This window comes from Coraliomargarita algicola (genome assembly GCF_033878955.1).
Classification (GTDB): Bacteria; Verrucomicrobiota; Verrucomicrobiia; order Opitutales; family Coraliomargaritaceae; genus Thalassobacterium; species Thalassobacterium algicola.
Map to the genome: position 1 here is coordinate 3,944,391 of NZ_CP138858.1, position 21,916 is coordinate 3,966,306.

Sequence of the window (21,916 nt, forward strand, 5' to 3'; positions counted from 1 at the left end):
AATATTTGTCTGCATTGAAAGTTATTTGCCTGGTCATCTTGGTGGTGGGCCAGTGCGTGCGTTGGTCAATTTGATCGATCATTTGCATACGACACATGAGTTTTTTATTTTTACAAGAAACCATGATTACTTGGACCACCGCGATTACTCCCAGATTGAGCCGAATGTGTGGCAGCACCAAACGAGGGCCTCTGTCTATTATACGAAAAGTCAGGAGGCGAGTCGCTCATTACTAGAACAAATTAAATGTGTGCAGCCGGATTGGATTTATCTAAACGGTGCGCTGCCGCCACTGACGCGAATGCTGTTGCGCTTACGGCAGACTGATGCCGAAGTCCGACAGGTTCCGATTCTGCTCGCACCACATGGTAATCTCTCAGGCAGTACTTTGGCCCATCACCGCTTACGTAAGCAGGTTTGGTTGCTCTTTGCTCGGTGGCGAAAATTGTATTCAGAGGTAATTTGGCATGCCGCCTCGGTACGTGAGACGGAACAAATTCGCATGGTTTTTGGGCAGCAGGCTCAGATTCGTGAAATTCCCATGGCGCCGAGCTTTGCGGAGAGTGAGCCATTGCTAGCGGCTGCTGAAGTGTCTCCCCTCGGTTCTAAGTCTGAGTCCAGTTCTCGCGCCTCCACGTTTCGACTCGTTTATTTCGGACGCCTTTCCCCCGAAAAGAACCTTCCATTTGCATTTCAATTACTTGCGAAATTTGCTAGGCAGCATCCGCAACAGCAGATCTGCTATGATTTGATTGGTTCGGGCTGCGACGCTTACCTGCAAGAACTTCAGAAATTGGCCACACAGTTACCCACGAACGTGCAGATTCACTTTGTCGGCCAGTTAAGTCCCGATGCACTGGCGTTACGTTTAAGAGGCGGTTTCACTCACTCCGCTCCTCCTTATCACGCGCTTTTGATGCCAAGTTTAACAGAAAACTTTAGCTATACGGTCTTGGAGTCTCTACAAGCTGGCATTCCAGTTTTGATCAGTGATCAAACTCCTTGGCATGAATTGGCTGAGCGCGGGCTTGGTTGGGATCTGAAATTACATGATTTAAATACTTGGTTGTCGGCACTTGAGTTTCTGCAGGCAGAGTCCGAAGTAGAAAGGATTGATCGGAGGCAACGGTGTCGATTGTTTGCTGTTGATTGGATTGCCTCTTATGCAAGTCAGGCATGTAAACTATTTGCATTATGAGTGAGGCTCCTTCCGTTTCAGTGATCATCCCCAATTACAATGGGGCGCGCTTCTTAGGTGAGGCGATCGACAGTGTCTTGTCCCAGCAAGGAGTTGCGGTGGAGGTGATCGTGATCGATGATGGTTCGAGCGACGGTTCGCGTGCGATCATTGAATCGTATGGCGCCCGTATTCGAAGCATTTTTCAGCAGAATCTAGGCGCTTGTGCTGCGAGAAATGCAGGGCTGGAGCTGGCGCAAGGGGATTACGTCAAATTTTTAGATTCTGACGATCGTTTGTCGCCTCACTGTTTGAGTGCTCAAATTGAACAATCTGTGGCGTTGCCCGTCGTTAGCACGGGGGGCAAATCTATCGTTTATGGTGATGGGGCACTCATTGACCAAAATGGTGCTGTGATCACCCCCAGTTATTTTCCGGACATAAACGCCGGGACAGAAGCCACGCTCCCTGAGTTGATCGCTCGCTCGCCGTTGACAAGTATGCCCCTGCATCGTGCATCTTTATTACGGGCAATTGGCGGTTTCGATGTGAGGATACCAGCTGGGCAGGAATATGATCTTCATTTACGCCTGTATTTCTCAGGAGTCACATTTGTTTATCAACCCACGATGTGTTACCAATATCGTCAGCATGATACAGCGGGGCGCATCTCAACCAGTCCGCATCGGCAAGAATCGTTTGAGCGACGATTTGACGCTTATCAGCGACATGTCATCTTGGCGGAGCAATACTATCAGGATGCCTTGCCTGTGGCTGTGTGTGTCGCATTTGCCGACATTTTTTGGGAGACGGGGCGTTTCGCCGTGCGCTGCCAGCAGCTAAGCCTCGCCAATAAATATTTTTCACAGTCAAAAGCACTTTTTACACCTGCGCCAGTTAGAGCCAATCGCCTGTATCGCATCGCATGTCAGTTGTTTGGAGGCGTTTTTACTGAGCAAATTTTGATGAAGGTTCGTCGCATTTGCCGTTGTTTTAATGTTTAATTCAGTGCATCGGCTATTGGATGCCTTGTGTGTTCAGGCACGTCGTCCGTTTTTACGTCATATCGCGACCTTAGTGAGTGGCAGTGCTTTGGCGCAATTGATCGGCTTAGCCTGTGCGCCGGTTCTGACACGCCTATACACGCCGGAAGAGTTTGGTCTATTGGGCGTTTTTATGGCTGTGGTCGCTGTTTCGATTACGATTGCTACACTTCGTTATGATTTAGTGGTCGTATTGCCTAAAGAGGATGCTAGTGCATGGTCGCTATTACGCTTGGTGGGGTGTTGGACACTTCTCGCCGTCTTGGTCGCTTTTGTTGTTCTATTCCCGATACGCAATCGAGTGGCAGAAGCACTGGGGACGGTCGGTTTTGCGCATTATTTTGTATGCTTGCCGTTACTGGTTTTGGTGGGCGGATGGCTGAGCCTCGCTACGCATTGGGCAATCCGAAAAAAAAGCTTTCACGCTTTATCTACTACTTCAGTTGCATCCTCTGTCTTCGGGAATAGCTATAAGATAGGATTTGGCTGGCTCGGGTTTGGTGGAGGTGTGCTAATTGTCGGTAGTTTGATTCAGCAAGTCATGCATTTGCTGGTTTTGGGATTTCAATTGCGCAAAGGTATTCCCAAGGGGGAGTATAATTCTGATGCAGCGTGGAAGCTGGTCAAAGAGCATCGGAGTTTTCCTTATTTTCGTATGCCACAGGATGCGTTGAACGCATTTACCATCCAGCTTCCCAATCTTATATTGGCTGCTTATTATTCGCCCGTAATTGTTGGATTTTATTTATTGGCACAGCGGGTGTTACAGGCGCCGATAGGGGTCGTCCGCGAGTCTGTTCGGAGTGTCATGTATCAGCGAATAGCTGAGGCTTATAATCAAGGAGAAAACCTCTATCTGATTTGTTTGAAAGCGACCTTAAGTATGGCGACGTTGATCATGCCAGTAGTCGTTTTGTTTAGTCTAATCGGGCCGCATCTGTTTCATCTGATATTTGGGGCTGAATGGGAAGTTGCCGGTGTTTATGCGCGATGGTTGATACTGTGGGCAGCCGTTTCTTTCTGCAATGTACCCGCAGTTGTGGCTGTGCCAATTGTTGGCTTGAATCAATTTTTACTGAAGTTCGAAATCATTTCCACCTTAGCGCGATCTGTTGCCTTAATTTTTGCGGTTCGTATGTTTTCTGCAGAGATTGCCATCGCAGTATTAGCTTTGGTGGCTTGCGTGGGGAATATTATGTTAATTCTTATGGTGTTCAGTCGAATTAGACGGGGAGTTGCAGCATGAATTATTTGTCTTTGGTCAATGGTAAAGGTGTTAATTGCGTCGAGTCGATCGGGTCGAAGCATGTGCACTTTAGGCAGGATTATAAGCTGTCTCATTGGCGGGCCATCGATGATCCCACCGCACCAGTCGCGCTATACATCTTAGGGCGTCCGACGATCGAAGTGGCTGACTGGGCTGGATATACATCTGCGCCTAATTATATCACTACATTATTATTAAAACGCTACCAATCGAGCGACTCTTTGGCTGCTTTTGCGGCTAGTTTGAATGGTGCCTATACAATACTGATTGTTTCGCGCCGAGAGAATGTGGTGCACCTGATACTAGATCGAGCTGGGATGTTTCCAGTGTTTGTGCACGCCGCTACTGATGTGAAAAAGGTTCAGTTTGCGACTCAGTCAGGGGTGCTCGCCGGCGCTTTGAATCAAGTTAGTTTGGATCGGGTGTCGGTCGCTGAGTTTTTACGACACGGTAAAGTGCATTCACCGAATACCTATTACAATGAGATTAAGGCACTCCCATCAGCCACCTGTCATTCCTGGTATTTCGAGACAAACCGCTATCATTACTCCGACTATCGTGGCACGGTTCCTGAGTTATTTACAAAGGTTGAGGACGGAGTCGAGGCCATCGCGAAGTCAATTGAGGCAGCCACCCTGCGTCGCACGCAGTCGGCCTATGGGCCGCAAGCGGTGCTTTTGAGTGGTGGCGCAGATTCGCGGGCGATTTTGTGTAATGCGCAAACGCCATTAGCAGCGATCACGCTTTATAATGATCACAATACCGAGACACGTGTCGCTTCTCAAATCGCAGCTGCCTGCCAGGCACGGCATCATCTGATTCGGCGTGATTTTGATCATTACTTAAGCTGTATTCATCAATCAGTGGCCGCATCGGGAGGGATGTCGACATTTACCAATGAGCATTGCTTGCCCGTTCGAAAACATCCCACTGTTCTAGCTTATGATCAATTGCTCAGTGGTTGCTGTTTTGATTATTTTTTTAAGGGAATTTGCTTAAACCTAGAGTTTGCTCGCGTGCTTGGACGTCCTAGCCCACTTTCCAAAATCGCAGCTTATCAGTCGATTTATTACAAAGGGCTGGATTGTCCACTTCAAGCGTCTTATTTCGCAGAAGTTCGTTTACGAGAAGAGCAGCGCTTCGCCGATTTTAGCGATTTGAATGATTTAGAGTGTCGTCGTGTGCTACCTCTATATGCCGAACAGGACGGGATTATGAGACAGTCTTTATCGCGCTTTTTCGACTGGGATCTCGTAGCTGCAGATGCCGCAGTGCTAGATAGTTTTCATCGTATGCCAGCGGCATGGAAGTTGAATGGTTACCGATTTGAACAAGCGATTCGAAGGATTTTACCCAAAAAAATTGCAGATATTCCACATGCGAATAAAGGCGTTCCATTAGGGATGCACCCGCAGCGCTATCTGACCTACTGTATCTTGAGGAAAATTGGGCGTTCATTTCGCCGCAAAACAGTAGGGAATCGCTTAGCCGGAGAAGGCTCGTGGATTGATTTAAATACATATTTTATGCAAAGCGAAATGGTGCATGATTTGTGGAATCGCGTTGAACACGAAGAGCGGTCGATTTTGAGTGACATACTGGGGTATAATCCTTGGTTATCCTCAGTGCCGCAAATACTGCATCAGCCCGGTGGGGCTGAGCTTTTTGCACGTTTGCTTACTTTTGCTGTCTGGCACCGTATGTGGCGCGAAAGTTCGCTGCTGCAATATGCATTCTCTTGAGTCAATGACCGATCTTCAATCGCCCATAATCGTCACTTCATGAATAATCCACAAGTTTCGTCCGCTCATTACGCTTTCAAAGCCTATATGACCGAATGGCGTTGGGCCAGCGTCTGGCGCCAAATCGATTTGAGTCTGAACTATCGTCCACAAAATGTCATGGAAGTGGGTAGCGGACCAGGAGTCTATAAGTGGGTATTGGCCAAAGAAGGCATCCCGGTCACCACAGTCGATATTGCTGAAGATTTGCATCCGGATGTAGTGGGCTCTGTGCTGGATCTCCCTTTTGAGGATAAATGCTTCGACCTCAGCTGTGCCTTTCAAGTGCTGGAGCATTTGCCCTATGCATCTTTTATTCCTGCTATAAAGGAGTTGCGTCGAGTTGCTCGGAAAGCGGTGATTCTTTCCTTGCCCGATGCTGCCGCGGGCTACCCGACGCGTCTTTCAATCCCTGGTAAAGGTATATTCGATTTTATTATTCCCAGGCCCTATTTCAAAAAAGCCCATAGCTTCGATGGACAGCATTATTGGGAGATTAATAAGAAAGAGACACCACTGAAAAAAGTGCTAGCAGACATCCAGTCGGCGGGACTTAACTGTTGTTTCTGCCAACGCTATGCCGCCAACATGTACCACCGTTTTCTGGTGATTGAATGATTAATGCTTTCAGTTTGTTCATTTTTGCTTGAACTTACTGGTTGTGGCTGTCAGTTCACTGCCAGTCGATAAGGTTTTTCCCTTATGGAATTATTACGTAATCAATCGTTTTCAATGCCAGATTTAATCGAGCCCATCCGCTCGACCAAGGGCGGGAGCGTGTAGGCACCTGATATCTCTAAGTTTATGAAAATTTTAGTCACAGGAGGTTCTGGTTTTATCGGATCCAATTTAGTTCGTCTTCTTATAGAAGAGAAAGGTGAATCGGTCATCAATCTCGACAAGTTGACCTATGCCGGGAATGCTGAGTCGCTGGCCGACCTCTCAGGCAATCCGAATTACACTTTCGAGCAAGTGGACCTTTGCGATGCCGTAGCCCTCAGCTCAGTTTTTCATAAGCATCAACCTGACTGTGTCATGCACTTGGCAGCCGAGAGTCACGTTGATCGTTCCATCGACGGCCCGGGCGAATTCATTCAGACCAACATCGTTGGCACCTTTAACCTTCTTCAAGCGAGTCTTGGATATTGGAAATCACTACCGTCTCAGGTTCCAGCTCTCAAGTCTCAACCTGCTAAGGAAAGGTTCCGCTTCCTCCACGTCTCGACCGATGAAGTCTACGGCTCGCTCGCGCCCGATGCGCTCGGTTTTTCTGAAACCACGCCTTACGATCCGCACTCTCCCTATTCCGCGTCAAAGGCCGCGTCCGATCACCTCGCACGTGCTTGGGGCGACACCTACGGCTTGCCGGTGCTGGTCACTAATTGCTCCAATAATTACGGCCCCTTTCAATTTCCCGAGAAACTAATCCCCGTGGTCATTCTAAAATGTTTGCGCGGCGAGCCCATTCCCGTGTATGGCAAGGGCGAAAATATTCGCGATTGGCTGTATGTCAAAGACCACGCCGAAGCACTTTATTCAGTCGTCACTAAAGGTCGAGTCGGAGAGACCTATAACATCGGCGGCAACAATGAACGTCAAAACATCGAGCTGGTTAAAATGATCTGCGGCCTAATGGATGAGCTGGCTGCTCAACCGGTCACTGGGAAACTGAAAACCGAACAACTTAAGGCTGAAAGCCTCATTACTTTTGTGACTGACCGTCCTGGTCACGATATGCGTTACGCTATCGACCCCACTAAAATTCGCGACGAACTCGGATGGGAACCTAAAGAGGATTTTGAATCTGGCTTCCGTAAAACCGTAAAATGGTATCTAGATAATAGAGAGTGGACTGATCGTATTCTTAGTGGTGATTATCAACTGGATCGACTCGGTAATTCGTGACACGGGTATTTAAGATTTGTAGTGTCATAGTGTCCTCGGTCGAGCTTGTCGAAGCCAAGCAAACTGTGGCTAAAGTAAACAGCTACAGTCTTTTTTAATCATTCAACAACATTACTTGCCGCAATCTCTCATTACCACTCGGAGAAGTCTCACTCCGGTTCGACCGGTCATCACTAAAATTGAGGATAAATTTTCTATGAAAGGAATCATACTTGCTGGCGGTGCCGGCTCTCGCCTCCATCCCATCACGCTTGCTGTATCGAAGCAGCTCATGCCGATCTACGACAAGCCGATGATTTACTACCCGCTCTCTGTCCTCATGTTGGCCGGGATTCGTGAGATTCTTATTATTACTACGCCCGAAGATCAGGCTGCATTCAAGCGTCTGCTAGGGGATGGTTCCGAGCTTGGTTGTCGTTTTGATTACACGGTCCAAGAGCAGCCTAATGGACTTGCTCAGGCATTCGTGCTTGGCAAAGAGTTTATCGGCGATGACAAGGTGGCCCTCGTGCTCGGAGATAATATCTTTTATGGGTCTGGTTTTGGTGAACTGGTTCGCAGCCATACAAATCCTGATGGAGCTGTCATTTTTGCTGCTCCAGGACATGACCCAGAGCGCTACGGAGTCGTCGAATTCGACGATGAGAAAAACGCAATTTCGATTGAAGAAAAGCCGAGATTGCCCAAGTCGAACTTTGCGGTTCCTGGTCTGTATTTCTACGATAATGATGTCGTTGAAATTGCTGAAACCATCGAGCCCTCCGCACGCGGCGAATACGAAATTACCACGGTGAACCAAGTTTATCTTGAGCGTAAGAAGCTTAAGGTCGGTGTGTTCAACCGAGGGATTGCTTGGCTCGACACGGGGACCTTTGCGTCGCTTAACGAGGCCTCAACGTTTGTTCGGGTCATTGAAGAGCGTCAAGATACTAAGATCGGTTGTATTGAGGAAGTTGCCTATTACTCAAAATTTATTACAAAGGGACAGCTACTGAAATTGGCAGAGAAGTTCGAAAAGTCGGGTTACGGTGACTACCTTCGACGAGTAGCGAGTCTTTAAAGACGCGATTTATACGTAAATAAAAATTAAACAATTTTAAAACTATGAATATTCTACTGACTGGCTGTGCTGGCTTTATTGGTTCTCATACTCTGGATCGTCTGTTGATTGATGGACACCGTGTTGTGGGGGTGGATAATTTTGACTCATTCTACCCAAGGTCTCTTAAGGAGGCGAACATTGCTAAGCACGTTGAAGATCCAAATTTTGAGTTAGTTGAGGCTGATTTGGCCGAATTAGATACGTATGCGAAAATCAAATGTGTTGCTAACGCTCTAGTTGGGGGGGCGGGCGGCGTATCTAGTTTTGATGCAATCATACACCTTGCCGCTAAGGCTGGTGTACGACCTTCAATAGAAGACCCTGTCGGCTATTTGCGGGCAAATGTTATTGCAACCCAGAATCTGCTCGAATTCGCAAGGACTGAAAACATAAAACAATTTGTTTTCGCTTCATCTTCCTCCGTTTATGGCGTCAATCCTCGTGTACCTTGGACTGAAGCGGATGCTGTCCTCAAGCCGATCAGTCCTTATGCGAGTACGAAAGTTAGCTGCGAATTGTTAGGCCATGTCTATAGTCACCTATATGGGATTCGTGTTCTTGGTTTACGCTTTTTTACAGTTTTTGGGCCACGTCAGAGGCCTGATCTAGCGATTAACAAATTCGTTCGTATGATTGATGCAGGAGAAGCTATTCCTGTTTTTGGAGATGGCTCTACTCGAAGAGATTACACTTTTATCAGTGATATAATATCCGGAATTATTGGTGCTCTCAACTATAACAAGACTGGCTACGAGTTAGTGAATTTGGGTAATGACCAAACTATCACTTTAAGTGAAATGATTGCCACAATTGAGGAGGTAGTCGGGAAAAATGCGATCATTGATCGCAAACCACAGCAACCTGGTGATGTGCCACAGACCTGGGCTGATGTTTCTAAAGCGCAAGAGCTCTTTGGCTATGTTCCAAAGACATCATTTAGTGACGGTACTAAACGATTCTATGATTGGTGGAAGCAATGTCCTAGTTTACCTGTATAGACTGTAATTTGAAACGCTAAAGTGCCTCATCCTTGAGCTAAAAATGGCTACAATAAACACAAACGAAAAGTCTAGTTTGCTCCAGACGATCAAGAAATTATCGGCATTGATAGGTCGAGAATCTAGGCGAACATTTTTGATGCTGATACCTGCGATTCTGTTTAGCTCTGCATTAGAGATGGTGGGCTTAGGGATATTGCCATTGTTTATTGGATCGATAATTAGTCCAGAGATGCTTGGCGAAGTTCCACTCGTTGGTTCTACTATAGCCTCAGCAGTCGAAGGAATGTCAACTAACACATTGGTTATTTGGGGCGGCGGTTTAATTGTTGTTTTCTTCACTTTCAAAGCGGGCTATACAATTACATTGCAGCATTTTCAATTACGCTTTTGTAAACAGTGTCATTTTGACATAGGAGCGAGACTTTTTAAATCTTATCTAAATATTCCTTTAGACTATTTGCTACAGCTTAACTCGTCTCAACTCATACGTAATCTTAATGTAGACGTGGGCTTGATTTCAAATGAGGTGATTCTCTCTCTGACTAGACTAATCACCGCTGGAGTTACAGTAGCGTTCATTCTTTTCAGTCTGATCGTGATCGAACCTGCCGCATCAGTCGCGCTTCTATCGTTTTTAGGAGTGTTTGGTATTTTTTATATTAAGGGATTCGGTGGACGTACGCTTCATTTAGGGCAAGTTTTGGTTGATTCTCGAAAAAGAATGGTGGAAAGTATTCAAGAATCCATTCGATCCGCTAAAGAAACCCGTGTCTCTGGTCTTCAGCAACTGCATGCTGAAGTTTTTGGAGATGCATTGCGGACAACCATTCGTTGCCAGCGGATACAGCAATGGATTAACGCCATTAATACGCCGTTGTTAGAGTTAATGGCCGTATACGGTGCAATGGGTATTTTAGTTTTTTTACTTTGGTGGAGTGATGGAGATCTTACTGCAGCAATTCCGTTTCTTTCTTTTTTGGCTCTTAGCTTAGTAAGAATTAGATCCTACACTGGGGTTGTGCTTCAGTCTTGGAATATGCTTAATTTTCGTCAGTCTTCAGTGGATCACATTTATACTGAAATATTGTCTGCAGAGCGCAGTATGAAAACGGAAGATGGCAGAACTGAGGATTTTGTTTTTGAAGAAGGGATTCATTTAGAACGAGTTACTTACACCCACCCTCAGGCAAAGGTGCCTTCTGTAGTCGAAGCAAATTACTTTATACCGAAAGGTTCATGTGTCGCGTTTGTGGGCCCGACGGGTTCAGGTAAAACAACAATGGTTGACCTAATACTTGGATTAAGAAGACCAGAAGTAGGGGCTATTCGGTTTGATGATCAGGATCTTGCACAGATGAAACCGTTTCAAGGCAAAGTTGGTTATGTGCCTCAAGAGATCATGTTATTTGATACGTCTGTCCGTAATAATGTTGCACTGGGGTGCGAGCAGAGTCCTGAAATAGATCAACGGGTATGGGAAGCATTACAGGTAGCAGATGCGGCCGATTTTGTCCGCGCTAAGCCAGATGGATTGGACACTTTCGTTGGTGAGAATGGCGCGTTGCTTTCTGGAGGACAAAGGCAACGTATTGGTATTGCTCGGGCCGTCTTTACAAATCCAGAAATATTAGTTCTCGATGAGGGCACCTCAGCCTTAGATAGAAATACTGAAGTAAAAATACTCACTAACATATCAAGTTTGAGAAGCTCAATGACAACCCTCATGATTTCTCATCATTTGGATTCTCTGGTCGGTGTTGATTTAGTTGTTTCGATGGACGCAGGGCGTGCTAACCTATCGAAACATGTTTAGAATGAGTTAAAACGAGATTTGATTCTTTTAGCTTTTTTCTAGGAGGTTGATATATCTCAATAATATCCCAATATAAAATATAGTTATTAAATAGTGAAGAACTCAAAAAACACTATCGGTTTTGCTACTGGTTCTGGCCGTTGTGGTACTAATTTTTTGGCTAAACTGTATGACCAGCCTAATTTGGTTAAAGCAAGCCATGAACGCTCGCCGCTCAATGACACTTTTCACCGATATTGTAAGTGGTATGGAGTTGATGTCGATCCGGCGGGGTTCATCGCTCATCGTCAACGTTTCATCGATAATGATTTGTCAACTAACGATTTTTCGTTTGAGGCCAGCCCATTTTTGGCCCTTTCACTTGTTGAACTTGTAGATGCATTTGACTGTCGTATAGTTGTATTGGTTCGTCATCCCTCAAAAGTAGTCAGTAGCTATTTGTCTAAGGACTGGTATTCTGAACGAGAAATTAGGACAAACAGCGACCTTCCTCCTTCATTTCAAAAAAGCCGATATTTTCATCACTTTCTTGGACGTATTAGTCCTGTAGGTAGCGAATTTATAGAGTGGAATGACCTTACGAGAGTAGGTAAATTAGCTTGGTACTGGAAAATGATTAATATTCGCCTACTGGAACAGATCGAAATCCTCGGTGATCGAGTTTCTCTCGTACGTCTCGAAGACTTCGATTTCGACCGTGCATGCGAGACACATCGCTTTTTGGGGCTTCCGGGGGAGCTAGATCAAGCACACTTCAATAGTGTCAATGCTGCAAAACCAAATTCTTTACCTCAAAGTCACCCTGTGGAGGCTTGGACTGACAGAGAGTGGAGTGAGTTTTCGAAGTATGTTACGCCGTTGGCTGGACGCTTGAATTATATCCTTGATAGACCCAAAGCCAGGCAGTCAACTGAAACGCTTAGTAGAGAAAAAACACATAAGGTAAGTGCGCAAAATGAGGTGGTGAATCTAGCTAGCTGGAGGAGCCGTATTCGGGCAGGAATTTCGGTTGCATTGAAGGGGAATCACTCACCTTACCTTAAGAAGCCAGATGATTTGGACCTGCTCCGGAGAATTTGACCTGATTGTCGTTTAATCCTTGTTTATGATCTTTACCAAAATGTATGTCTAAAGCACATGTTCGATTCCTCGTTCCATTGGAACACTGGCCAAGCGATGTCGATCCCAGGAACCCTATTTATTCATGGTCTGGAAATCGCTTTGGTAAATTCAATTGGATCGTTCAGACTTTTCAACGTTTAAGTCATGCTGGTTATCCTTGTGAGATAACTCATGATCTAACTGAAGAGGGCATAGTTATTGCGCATAGAGATGTAATCCCTGTGAACTACTGCCCCGGACCGAATCAACTACTTGTCTGCGTGGTTGCGGATAGACCTCGGCTCCCGTATCCACAATTTAGCATTTTGCAAAATCCTGAACAGGCCCATCATTGGTCTAAAACGATGGTTTGTTCGGTAGATCGCCGTATTTTAGGCAGTGAATCTCATTCTTATATGCGATATTGGCCTCAACCAGATTTGATTCATCGTGATATCTCTAGGGGAGACCTATTCAACCACGTCGCGTTTTTCGGTCTTGGTAGGAACCTTCACCCAGGTCTTGTTGCCCCATCCTTTTTTAATGCGGTTCATTCATTAGGTATGAAATGGTCTGTTGTTGAGGAAAAAAATATTGGAATGATTATTCTAATGTAGATGCAGTTGTGGCTGTTCGTCCGCCAGATGATCCATTTCTAATTGCTAAACCAGCATCTAAACTCGCCAATTCTTGGATTGCTGGTGTTCTTCCAATATTAGGGAATGAGCCAGCTTTTCGAAGCGAAGGTAATATTGGAGTAAACTATCTGGAGGCAGTGGCCCCAGAAGAAGTAATAGTTGAGCTTAAAAAGCTTAAAGGAGATCAGGCATTACGAAATCAAATACTAAATGAAGGTAGGAAAAAAGCGCCTGAGTTTCAGGCTAATTCGGTTGTTCAAAACTGGATTAGCTTGATCGAAGATAAGCTTATACCTCTTCATAGAAACTGGGTGAGTTTTCCGGGGGCTCGACAACGCTTGTTTCTCAAGCATCGCAAGTCATTTTGGCAAGGCCGAGCAATTAAACAAAAGTTGTCTGTGAAGATCGGTCGTAAGTTTGATCATTTTCGTTAGTATGAATTGCTCTAAACCAATTATAAAAGCGATGACAGTCAGTATCATCGTACCTTGCTACAATGTAGCATCTTATTTGGATCGTTTTTTCGAGTCTATTATTGGGCAAACTCATAGGCAGCTTGAAATAATTATTGTTAACGATGGGTCGACCGATGAAACACTTGCAGGCTTGAGGCGTTATGTCCCCAAATTGGAGGAATGTGGTTTTTCCGTTAATTTGATCGACCAACAGAATCGAGGTCTCGCAGGAGCAGTTGATACGGGCCTTAAATATGTTAGCGGCGAGTTTCTAACTTGGCCAGATCCGGACGACTGGCTCACGCCCGATTCGATCGAGCGTAGGGTAGAGCTAATGCGCGAGTTTCCTGATGCAGGTCTTTTACGAACAGCTTCTAAGTTGTTTATCCAGAAATATGACAAGTTGGAGGGGCATATAGGATTGATCGACGGCCCGCCGCGAATCGTGGATAATATCTTTGGCCGTCATTTTCTTGGTAGAACACATTACCATCCGGTATGTCATTTTGTCAGGACAGAGGCGTTTTTGGCCACGACGGGGCGTTCCATTCATGTTGCTCCGGGAGGCAACTCGCAGAATTTGCAGATGTTGCTTCCGCTTTCGGAACGTTATCCAACAATTGAGGCGGGTGATATATGCGCCTTTTACACGGTGCGTGATGACTCGCGTTCACGGCGTGACGTTACGGCGTTACCCAAAATAAAGCGAACTCATATGTTATTGGATAATTTACTTCAGACGATACCTAAGTTATGTGGAAATCATGACCAGTATGGCCGCGTTGCTGAGCAAGCATGGTTGAGGAATCGCGTTTTAATGTTAGCCTTTGAAGGGAATTGCCCCGAAGAGGGGATTCAGGTTTTGGATCGTTGTGGTTTCGGCTCTTTGAGAGCTAGATTGGTCCGCGTGCTTCTGCGTTTGAAGGCGAAGCTTTTTCCTCATAATAATCAAATAACACTTGAAGGGCAGAAGGCGCCTCTTTCTTCCCGTGCCTTTTTGAAGTTGGTCTGGTTTAATCCTGATTCCGTGTCCTTGCCACTTAAAGCTGATGATAAAAACTAATCCTATTGATCGCTTGACCGCTGTCATTGATGGAGGCTACTGCGTAGGTTGTGGTGCCTGCGCTGGAGTCGATCAAAACGTATCTATCGCTTTAAACAAGGATGGTATGTTTCAAGCTAAGCCTAGTTCTAGTTGCTCCGCAACAAGCTCTGCTGCGAACGTGTGCCCCTTCGCCGATGACGTCCCTAACGAAGACTCTTTGGGAAAAGAGCTTTATGGAGATTTCGCCCAGCACAGCCCGATGGCGGGTTATTATCTTTCGACCTTTGCTGGTTGGGTGACGGAAGATGATTATCGAGCGCGTGGTTCTTCAGGCGGGATGGGGGCGTGGATTCTTTCGGAGCTTTTACGACGAGATATGGTAGACTACGTCGTCCATGTCGTAGCGAATCGTGAAGCCAAAGGCGGTGATCAGCTGTTTCACTTCGGTGTTTCCGATAGCCCCGAATCGGTGCGTAGCCATCCGAAGAGTCGCTACTATCCGGTAGAGATGTCGCAAGTTATCCAACGTATTCTACAGCAGCCTGGGCGATATGCTGTGGTAGGTATTCCTTGTTTCCTCAAGGCGATTCGTTTAGCGGCCAAGTCAGAACCCGTAATCGCGGAGCGTGTCAAATACACGGTCGGTTTGGTTTGTGGTCACCTCAAGAGTAGCGGCTTCGCGCAGTTGTTGGCTTGGCAGTGCGGTGTGACTCCTTCCGAGTTAAGCGGTATTGATTTTCGTCGAAAAATTCCCGGCCAAAAAGCTAGCCTTTACGGAATTACTGTAAAAGGAGAGACTACAAATGGACCCATCGAAAAAGAAGCTGCAGTTCGTGATCTATATGGCTGGGATTGGGGGCAGGGCTTCTTTAAATACAAGGCATGCGATTACTGTGACGATGTTTTAGCCGAACTTGCTGATATCACGGTCGGCGATGCGTGGTTGCCGGAATACGAACAGCAAGATCAAGGCACAAACGTGATTGTAGTGCGGCACCCCGAAGTTCTTGAGATATGTCGGGAGGCGGCTGCAGCAGGTCGAATTCATTTGGATGATTTACCTTTAGAGCGGACTATACTTTCACAGGCAGGTGGTTTCCGTCACCGGCGTGAGGGGCTCTCTTATCGACTTTGGAAAGATGAACAGGAGGGGCGTTGGCATCCGCCAAAGCGCGTTGCTGCTAAGGCAGACCATCTCGACACAAAGCGTAAGGCGCTCGATGATGCTCGTGTTGACCTTTACCAGTCAAGTCATCGTGCATTTCGACAGGCTAAGGAGCAGGGACAATTGGATGTTTTTATGGAGGAGATGCAGCCAAAGACGGCTGCTTACAAGCGTCGGTTCTACCGGAAACCTCTTTTCCTGCGGATTAAGATACGTATCCGTTCTATATTAAACCGAGTATTAAAAAAGTAAGTATTATATGAATCGAGATCGTATTCTTCTAGTAGGTCAAGCTTCCCACAAAAACAGAGGGAACGAAGCTATTGTTCGCGGCACGATGCGAATCTTACGTAATGAATTTGGAGCTGATGTTGGGGCTGATATGGGTGTGCGGATTTCCCCTGCAGATTTACAAGCAGAAATGGCTTTGGGGGATCCTGGCGTTCATAGCTTCAGTAATTTCAATCACTCCCACCATTTAAGTAAAAAGTGGTGGGCACTTAAGGCGAATCGCTTTTTAGGCACCAAATTCAAGCCCCATACTTGGGATTTTGGTCCATACTTGGAGCGAGCTCGTATCGCAATGGAAGTTGGTGGAGATTGTTACTCGCTCGACTACGGTCGTCCTGACATACACGTTGAAATTGATCAATTTCTTATGTCGCGCCATGTGCCTACTGTTATTTGGGGCGCCTCTGTCGGCCCTTTCGACCGCGACCGTGCCTACGAACCAATTATTTTGGACCATCTTCGCAAGTTAACAGGGATTTTCGTACGTGAAGATCGAAGTTTGGAATATCTGAACAGTCATGGTCTTAAAGATAATGTTTATCGTATGACAGATCCGGCTTTCGTTATGGAGCCGGAGCAACCATCCGAGGAAAAATTAGGTTTCAAGATGCCCGATGGGGCGATCGGCTTGAATCTTAGTCCGCTAGTGGGCAAGTTTCGCGGTGAAGGCCAGCAAGCTCGAAGCTGGCCAGAGGAATGCGTTGTGCTGGCTAGGGCAGTCGCGAATCTTGGGCGCCCTCTAGTGCTTGTGCCACATGTTGAGAGCCCTGTTGGCAATAATGATTATACCCTCCTAGCGGAAGTGAAAGACGCTCTTAGTGATTTGTCATCCCCTATATTTTTGCTTCCAACTACATTGAATGCTGCGGAGAAGAAATGGGTTCTTTCTCAATGTGAGGTCTTTGCGGGGGCTCGAACGCATGCTACGATCGCGGCACTGTCGATGCAAGTGCCTACCCTCAGCCTTGCTTACAGTATTAAGGCATGGGGGATCAACCAGGATCTTTTCGGTCACACCGATCATGTGCTTCCTGTCAGTGATTTGACGCCAGGGTTACTTGCTGAAAGGCTAAGTGATCTCTTGAACCAAGCAGATGCCGTTCGCGGACAACTTGCTCAGCGATTGCCCGCAATTCGAGAAGATGCACTAGCAGCAGGCGGGATTCTCCGCGGTCTTTGTCGCAAATAGTTGTATCGTAGAAACCTTTATAAATGTCCATTTATAACCAGTCAAAGATACGTTCAGACTATAGACCAGAGATTGATGGTCTGCGTGCGCTCGCAGTACTCGCAGTCATTGTTTTTCACTTGGGGGTCGATCTTTTGGCTGGTGGATTCATGGGGGTTGATGTCTTTTTTGTCATATCTGGCTATCTAATCACCTCCCACATCTACCGAGATATGGAGAAGGGGATTTTTTCCTTTCGGAAATTTTGGCTTAAACGTATCTGCCGTTTATATCCTGCTTTATTTGTAATGGTCATAATAGTGACGTTAGTTGCTTGCTACACCTTAGCACAGCCACAGGACGTTTTTATCAATCATGCTTATGCTACTATATTTTCGTATGAAAATATCTATTTAAAATTCACTCAACGAGGCTATTGGGCGGCCGAGTCAGAAAGTATCTATTTTTTGCATGCTTGGTCCCTTTCGCTAGAAGAGCAGTTTTATCTCATACTGCCCTTAAGCCTATTGCTCTTGCGTCGCTTTACTAAACGCCACGGTTTGGCCATTGGACTAGTTGCTATTCTAAGCCTGGCCCTATGTGTGTGGGGCACATATAGCTATCCAGGCGCTACATTCTATTTGTTACCAACTAGAGTATGGGAATTATTGATTGGTAGTTGGTTGGCGATTCGTCACTTTAAAAGTAAGAGGGGCAGTACAATAACACCGATCAAGAGTAGTATGCTACTCGCTATCGCTTTAATTCTGATAGTCGCCCCTATGTTCTTGGTCAAGAGCTACGCTCATTTTCCAGGAATACTTGCTTTGTTGCCGTGTGTTGGAACGGCAATGATAATTCACTATTCTGGTTCAGGAACAATTACCGATAGATTTTTATCGTTTGGAATTATCAACTATATCGGCCGCATCTCATATTCGCTCTACCTCTGGCATTGGCCTTTCATTGTGGGAACTAGGTATTTGATCGACGCAACATGGTTAGCCATGATTCCAGCTTTAGTGATGAGTGTTCTGAGTTATCATTTCGTTGAGCAGCCCTTCCGAAGGATGCCTCGTAAGAAATCTGCAACTCTAATCCTGTTGTTTTTAGCTATTGTGGTATTCTTATTGGTCGCGGTAATAGCGAACCCGAATCAAAAATTGATTAGACCTTTAGTTCCTAACATTGCAGCACCGGAATCATTTGTCGCGGGACGTGATTTTGATATTTTAGAAGATGTAAAAAAAGGTCAAAATGATTTCCCCATTTATGGAACTGGCAGCGGTAGTCAGCTTGATATTGCATTGCTGGGATCCTCGCACGGATTGGCTTATACCTATCCTCTTTTGGAATTTGCGAACAAGAATAGTTTGAGGGTAGCTTTCTTGGCTACGCAAGGCTCAGGTGTTGCGAGTATCCCTAGCAGTGGTAGTTACGTTGAAATGGTTCAGACCGCTAGAAGTGAATTTTTGCAAAAAAATCCACCTGAAATTATAGTTGTTGCGGGGCGGTGGGAGATTGAAGTAGGGGGAGCTCCATCGAAAGAAGATTTTGTTACTAGATTTCAAACACGCCTACAAAAGCTTTCAAAAAATACTTCAAAAGTCCTGATTCTCTCTCAGGTCCCGAGGATTATGACTAAGAATGAAGATCCTTATTATCGGGAAATACTGTTAGCTCAAATACTGCGACATGGCGAAATGAGTCCGGTTACACCTGCAAAAGGCACCAAGGAAGCCAATGCGATAGTGGCTGCCGCTGTCCAGGAACTGCAACTGGTAGAGCCAAGTAAGTTCTATTTTGTGGATGTTTATGACCTTCTTGTAGGTGGTCAGGGCAGTGTCGCTATCTTGGATGAGGCTGGTAATTTTCTCTACTCTGACGATGATCATTTGAATCGGACAGGCGGGCAACTACTTTTCGATAAGTCCGTAAAGCCTCTGATCAAAGAATGGTTAGTGCCAACTCATTAAAATTAGTTATACCTAATGAAGCTATTTCAGCCAAAGCCGAATCATAGTTGCCCGGTGACTGTGGCTTCGGATGCGAAGATTTCAGCCCCGGTTCCAGTTTATCTCGTGCGATATCGTTATGCGCACCATGCGGGACCTTCGGGGTACGACCGAGTCTGTGATTTTCTGAATGCCGAGCAAGTCGCGCTTTCTGACTCTCTCTATTGGTTGGGGGAAACTTTGCTACGTCCTCCGGCACTGTGGTTTGCAAAAACTTGCGGGATTTTTGAATACTCTCGTTACGATTGGATTATGGAGCAGGCTGTTATACGGCACGCTCATAGAAATCAGCCAGGGGTCTACCACTTTGTTTATGGTGAAAAGAGTTTTGCCCGCTCGGGGGAGGCGCTGGCTAAGAATGGGCATCGTGTCGTTTTGACCATGCATCATCCGGAGGCTCATTTAGAGCAATATTTCCGGGATTTTACACATTTGCAGCACGTTTCTTGTATCTTGACTATGGACCATGATATGGTTCCCGTTTGGAATAAGCATGCAGGGCGAGAGATCGCGCGATGGGTTCCGCATGGGGTTGATTGTGATTACTTCACCCCAATCGAAAAAGGTGTCAGCGACGAGAAGACTATCGTCTTTGCTGGGACTCATGAACGTGATATTGATACCTTACTGAGGACAATCGAACAGCTTTCAATTGATGAGAGCCTTCGATTTAGGCTGCTATCAAAAAATCCCAAATTAAAAGCGCTTGGCGAGAAACACAAGAGAGTTGAGACGATAGACTGGGTTGATGATCCTGCTTATCTAGAGTTTATACAAAACGCTGACTTGTTACTTCTCCCATTAAAAATGAGTACCGTATGCAACGTTGTGCTCGAGGCAATGGCCTGTGGGGTACCCGTCGTGACGACGGTCGGGGGGATTGGCGCCTATCTGGATCATGATTCGGGCCTAATGGTAGAGGCCGAAGACATCGCTGGTTGGTGTGACGCGGTAAACAAACTCCTCGGTGATGCGGATGCGCCACGCAGGGCTCGTGCCCACTCTTTACGTTTTCATTGGGGACAAATTGCAAAAACACAGAGTGAGATTTTTAGGGAGGTAATGAAATGAAGGTTTTAATTGTGTCGACAACACCAGGGTGGGGGGAAGCGAAGTATTGTGGACCCGGCTAGCGACTAAATTGATTGCTAATGGTGATACGGTTGCTGCTTCGCTCTTTAATTTTGGATGGAGTCCTCAGCCTTTGTTGGAGCTAGAAAGTCTAGGCTTGCAAGTTTTTAGACGCCCTGACCAGCGAGGGAAAAGCAGGGTTACGCGATTCTGTTCAAATGTGGCCAGACATTTTCTTGAAGACTGGTTCCTTTATAGAACATACAAAACGGTGAAACCAGATATTGTGTTTTTTAGTAATGGATCCTGTTTTGATTTATCGATTCCCGTATATAGTCGGTTTATCCGTAAGATTAATGTTCCTTTTTTGACTTACCTCGCTCTAAATACGGAACATGAAACGTTGCCTTATCCAAGGATGTTGGATTTGAGGTATGGCTTTCAGTCGGCAGCTTCAGTCATTTTCTCTTCACGTAGAAACTTGGAAACAGCGGAACGCCAAATTGCGGGAAATATTGATAATGCTGTAACCCTGACGAACCCTCCGACCTGCACGGAATATCCCGAATATCCATGGCCGGATCAAAGTATTGTGCGATTCGCTATGGTGGCTCGTCTGAATGCTAAGATAAAAGGGCAACCTCTTGCTTTAGCAGTTTTGGCCGATGAGCGGTGGCGCAAGCGTGAATGGCATCTTGATATTTTTGGGAAGGGTCCTGACGAGCAATACATTCGTGCTTTAGTCGAACATTACGATCTTCAAGATAAGGTCAGTTTTCGAGGTTACGCGACAGATGTTGGGCAAGAGATCTGGGCTGAAAATCATGTTTTGTTGATGCCTTCACTTTACGAAGGCTGTCCAATTTCGTTGTATGATGCAGCCTTATTTGGTCGACCTGCCATCGTTTCAGATGTAGGCGGAAACGCTGAATTTGTTCTAGAGGGAGAAAATGGTTTCGTTGCTGCGGCACCCTCTGTGCCTAGTTTCAGTGATGCACTAGAGCGTGCCTGGAATGCAAAAGGTGAATTGTCGAAAATGGGGCAGGTGGCTCTTGAACGTGCTTCAAGCATAGTGGATATGGCACCCGAGAATATTGTGTACGCGCAGATGCAGGAGATCGTAAAAAATGGTCGTAGGTAGTGGTTTATTGGCTCAGGCGCTTGATTGCTTTGCGATCCGCAACGATGTGCTCATCTTTGCAGCAGGTGTTTCCGATTCAGTCGCCTGTACGCCTGCGGATTGTTCGCGGGAATTGAGGCGTTTGTCTGGCTATCGTAACATTGAATCAAAGTTGGTCTACTTCAGTTCATGTAGCGTGACGGATCCTGAGCATGCGCAAAGCCCCTACGTGTTGCATAAGCAGGCGCAGGAGGCTTTTATTCATGAGAATTTTAAACATTTTCTCATCATCAGACTCCCAACAGTTGTTGGAAGTGGAGGGAATGAACGCAATCTGTTCAACTTCTTTTACCAGCAACTCAATCAAAACCGAGCACTTACTGTCCGTAAAGAGGCGGAGCGCTACCTTTTTGACGTGTCCGATTTAGTAACGGTTGTTAGGCGTCTCCTCGATTTTTCTAATGACCGCGATGTAATCGATGCCTGTTGGGACAATCGCGTGAATATTTTGCAGATAGTCGAATATATGCGGCGAGCTTTGCATTCTGATTCATCGATTCAGGTTATAGATGGTGGGAGTTTTCCAATAGTTGATAATCAACGTTTTATCGATGCGATGGGGGGCGAACTGACTGAAGGGAAGTCAGCTATCTCAATATTAGATAAGTATATAGCTTTGAGGGGAAATCACGAGAAGTCAGGGGAATAAGCAGATATTCTTCAGGCTAGATGTTTTCTTCGTTCTTTCAGGCTATTTA

At 46.0% G+C, this 21,916-nt stretch carries 19 protein-coding genes; all 19 read left to right on the forward strand.

The features are described 5' to 3' along the window. Positions 1–25 precede the first annotated feature (25 nt). The 19 genes from SH580_RS16285 to SH580_RS16375 all read left to right on the forward strand — a co-directional run bounded on the left by SH580_RS16285 (position 26) and on the right by SH580_RS16375 (position 21,867). Positions 26–1,198, forward strand: a complete 1,173-nt coding sequence (locus tag SH580_RS16285) for a glycosyltransferase (RefSeq protein ID WP_319831889.1) — start codon at positions 26–28, stop codon at positions 1,196–1,198. Beyond that, positions 1,195–2,181, forward strand: coding sequence for a glycosyltransferase (locus SH580_RS16290; RefSeq protein ID WP_319831890.1), 987 nt, complete (start codon positions 1,195–1,197; stop codon positions 2,179–2,181). The genes SH580_RS16285 and SH580_RS16290 overlap by 4 nt, the downstream gene beginning before the upstream one ends. 16 nt (positions 2,182–2,197) lie before the next feature. Then, positions 2,198–3,466 carry a lipopolysaccharide biosynthesis protein gene (locus SH580_RS16295; protein ID WP_319831891.1) on the forward strand — a complete coding sequence of 423 codons (1,269 nt, stop codon included), beginning with the start codon at positions 2,198–2,200 and terminating at the stop codon, positions 3,464–3,466. After that, positions 3,463–5,229, forward strand: a complete 1,767-nt coding sequence (locus SH580_RS16300) for an asparagine synthase-related protein (RefSeq protein WP_319831892.1) — start codon at positions 3,463–3,465, stop codon at positions 5,227–5,229. Before SH580_RS16295 ends, SH580_RS16300 begins: the two co-directional genes overlap by 4 nt. 39 nt (positions 5,230–5,268) lie before the next feature. Beyond that, on the forward strand, positions 5,269–5,886 hold the full coding sequence (locus SH580_RS16305) for a class I SAM-dependent methyltransferase (RefSeq protein WP_319831893.1): 618 nt from the start codon (positions 5,269–5,271) through the stop codon (positions 5,884–5,886). Between the two features lie 186 nt (positions 5,887–6,072). Further along, positions 6,073–7,173 (forward strand): dTDP-glucose 4,6-dehydratase, encoded by a 1,101-nt coding sequence (gene rfbB / locus SH580_RS16310; RefSeq protein WP_319831894.1) that lies wholly within the window; start codon positions 6,073–6,075, stop codon positions 7,171–7,173. A gap of 196 nt (positions 7,174–7,369) precedes the next feature. Further along, positions 7,370–8,233, forward strand: coding sequence for a glucose-1-phosphate thymidylyltransferase RfbA (gene rfbA / locus SH580_RS16315; protein ID WP_319831895.1), 864 nt, complete (start codon positions 7,370–7,372; stop codon positions 8,231–8,233). 44 nt (positions 8,234–8,277) lie between these two features. Then, positions 8,278–9,273, forward strand: coding sequence for a GDP-mannose 4,6-dehydratase (locus tag SH580_RS16320; protein WP_319831896.1), 996 nt, complete (start codon positions 8,278–8,280; stop codon positions 9,271–9,273). A 43-nt stretch (positions 9,274–9,316) separates the two neighbouring features. Further along, positions 9,317–11,089 carry an ABC transporter ATP-binding protein gene (locus tag SH580_RS16325; RefSeq protein ID WP_319831897.1) on the forward strand — a complete coding sequence of 591 codons (1,773 nt, stop codon included), beginning with the start codon at positions 9,317–9,319 and terminating at the stop codon, positions 11,087–11,089. A 93-nt stretch (positions 11,090–11,182) separates the two neighbouring features. Beyond that, positions 11,183–12,169 (forward strand): hypothetical protein, encoded by a 987-nt coding sequence (locus tag SH580_RS16330; protein WP_319831898.1) that lies wholly within the window; start codon positions 11,183–11,185, stop codon positions 12,167–12,169. 44 nt (positions 12,170–12,213) lie between these two features. Then, positions 12,214–12,807 (forward strand): hypothetical protein, encoded by a 594-nt coding sequence (locus SH580_RS16335; protein WP_319831899.1) that lies wholly within the window; start codon positions 12,214–12,216, stop codon positions 12,805–12,807. An 8-nt stretch (positions 12,808–12,815) separates the two neighbouring features. Continuing rightward, entirely contained in the window at positions 12,816–13,262 is a 447-nt protein-coding gene (locus SH580_RS16340) for a hypothetical protein (protein WP_319831900.1), read from the forward strand. 31 nt (positions 13,263–13,293) lie between these two features. Next, positions 13,294–14,346 carry a glycosyltransferase family 2 protein gene (locus SH580_RS16345; protein ID WP_319831901.1) on the forward strand — a complete coding sequence of 351 codons (1,053 nt, stop codon included), beginning with the start codon at positions 13,294–13,296 and terminating at the stop codon, positions 14,344–14,346. Beyond that, complete coding sequence (locus tag SH580_RS16350; protein WP_319831902.1) at positions 14,333–15,745, forward strand: Coenzyme F420 hydrogenase/dehydrogenase, beta subunit C-terminal domain; 1,413 nt, start codon at positions 14,333–14,335, stop codon at positions 15,743–15,745. The genes SH580_RS16345 and SH580_RS16350 overlap by 14 nt, the downstream gene beginning before the upstream one ends. Before the next feature lie 7 nt (positions 15,746–15,752). Continuing rightward, a complete protein-coding gene (locus tag SH580_RS16355; protein WP_319831903.1) occupies positions 15,753–16,973 on the forward strand; it encodes a polysaccharide pyruvyl transferase family protein in 1,221 nt (406 codons plus the stop codon). A gap of 23 nt (positions 16,974–16,996) precedes the next feature. Then, positions 16,997–18,928 (forward strand): acyltransferase family protein, encoded by a 1,932-nt coding sequence (locus tag SH580_RS16360; RefSeq protein ID WP_319831904.1) that lies wholly within the window; start codon positions 16,997–16,999, stop codon positions 18,926–18,928. Positions 18,929–18,943: 15 nt separating this feature from the next. After that, positions 18,944–20,038: a glycosyltransferase family 4 protein gene (locus tag SH580_RS16365; protein ID WP_319831905.1), complete on the forward strand. Its 1,095-nt coding sequence runs from the start codon at positions 18,944–18,946 to the stop codon at positions 20,036–20,038. A 271-nt stretch (positions 20,039–20,309) separates the two neighbouring features. Next, positions 20,310–21,179 (forward strand): glycosyltransferase family 4 protein, encoded by an 870-nt coding sequence (locus SH580_RS16370; RefSeq protein ID WP_319831906.1) that lies wholly within the window; start codon positions 20,310–20,312, stop codon positions 21,177–21,179. Then, positions 21,166–21,867: an NAD-dependent epimerase/dehydratase family protein gene (locus SH580_RS16375; protein ID WP_319831907.1), complete on the forward strand. Its 702-nt coding sequence runs from the start codon at positions 21,166–21,168 to the stop codon at positions 21,865–21,867. Before SH580_RS16370 ends, SH580_RS16375 begins: the two co-directional genes overlap by 14 nt. The last annotated feature ends 49 nt before the right edge of the window (positions 21,868–21,916 follow it).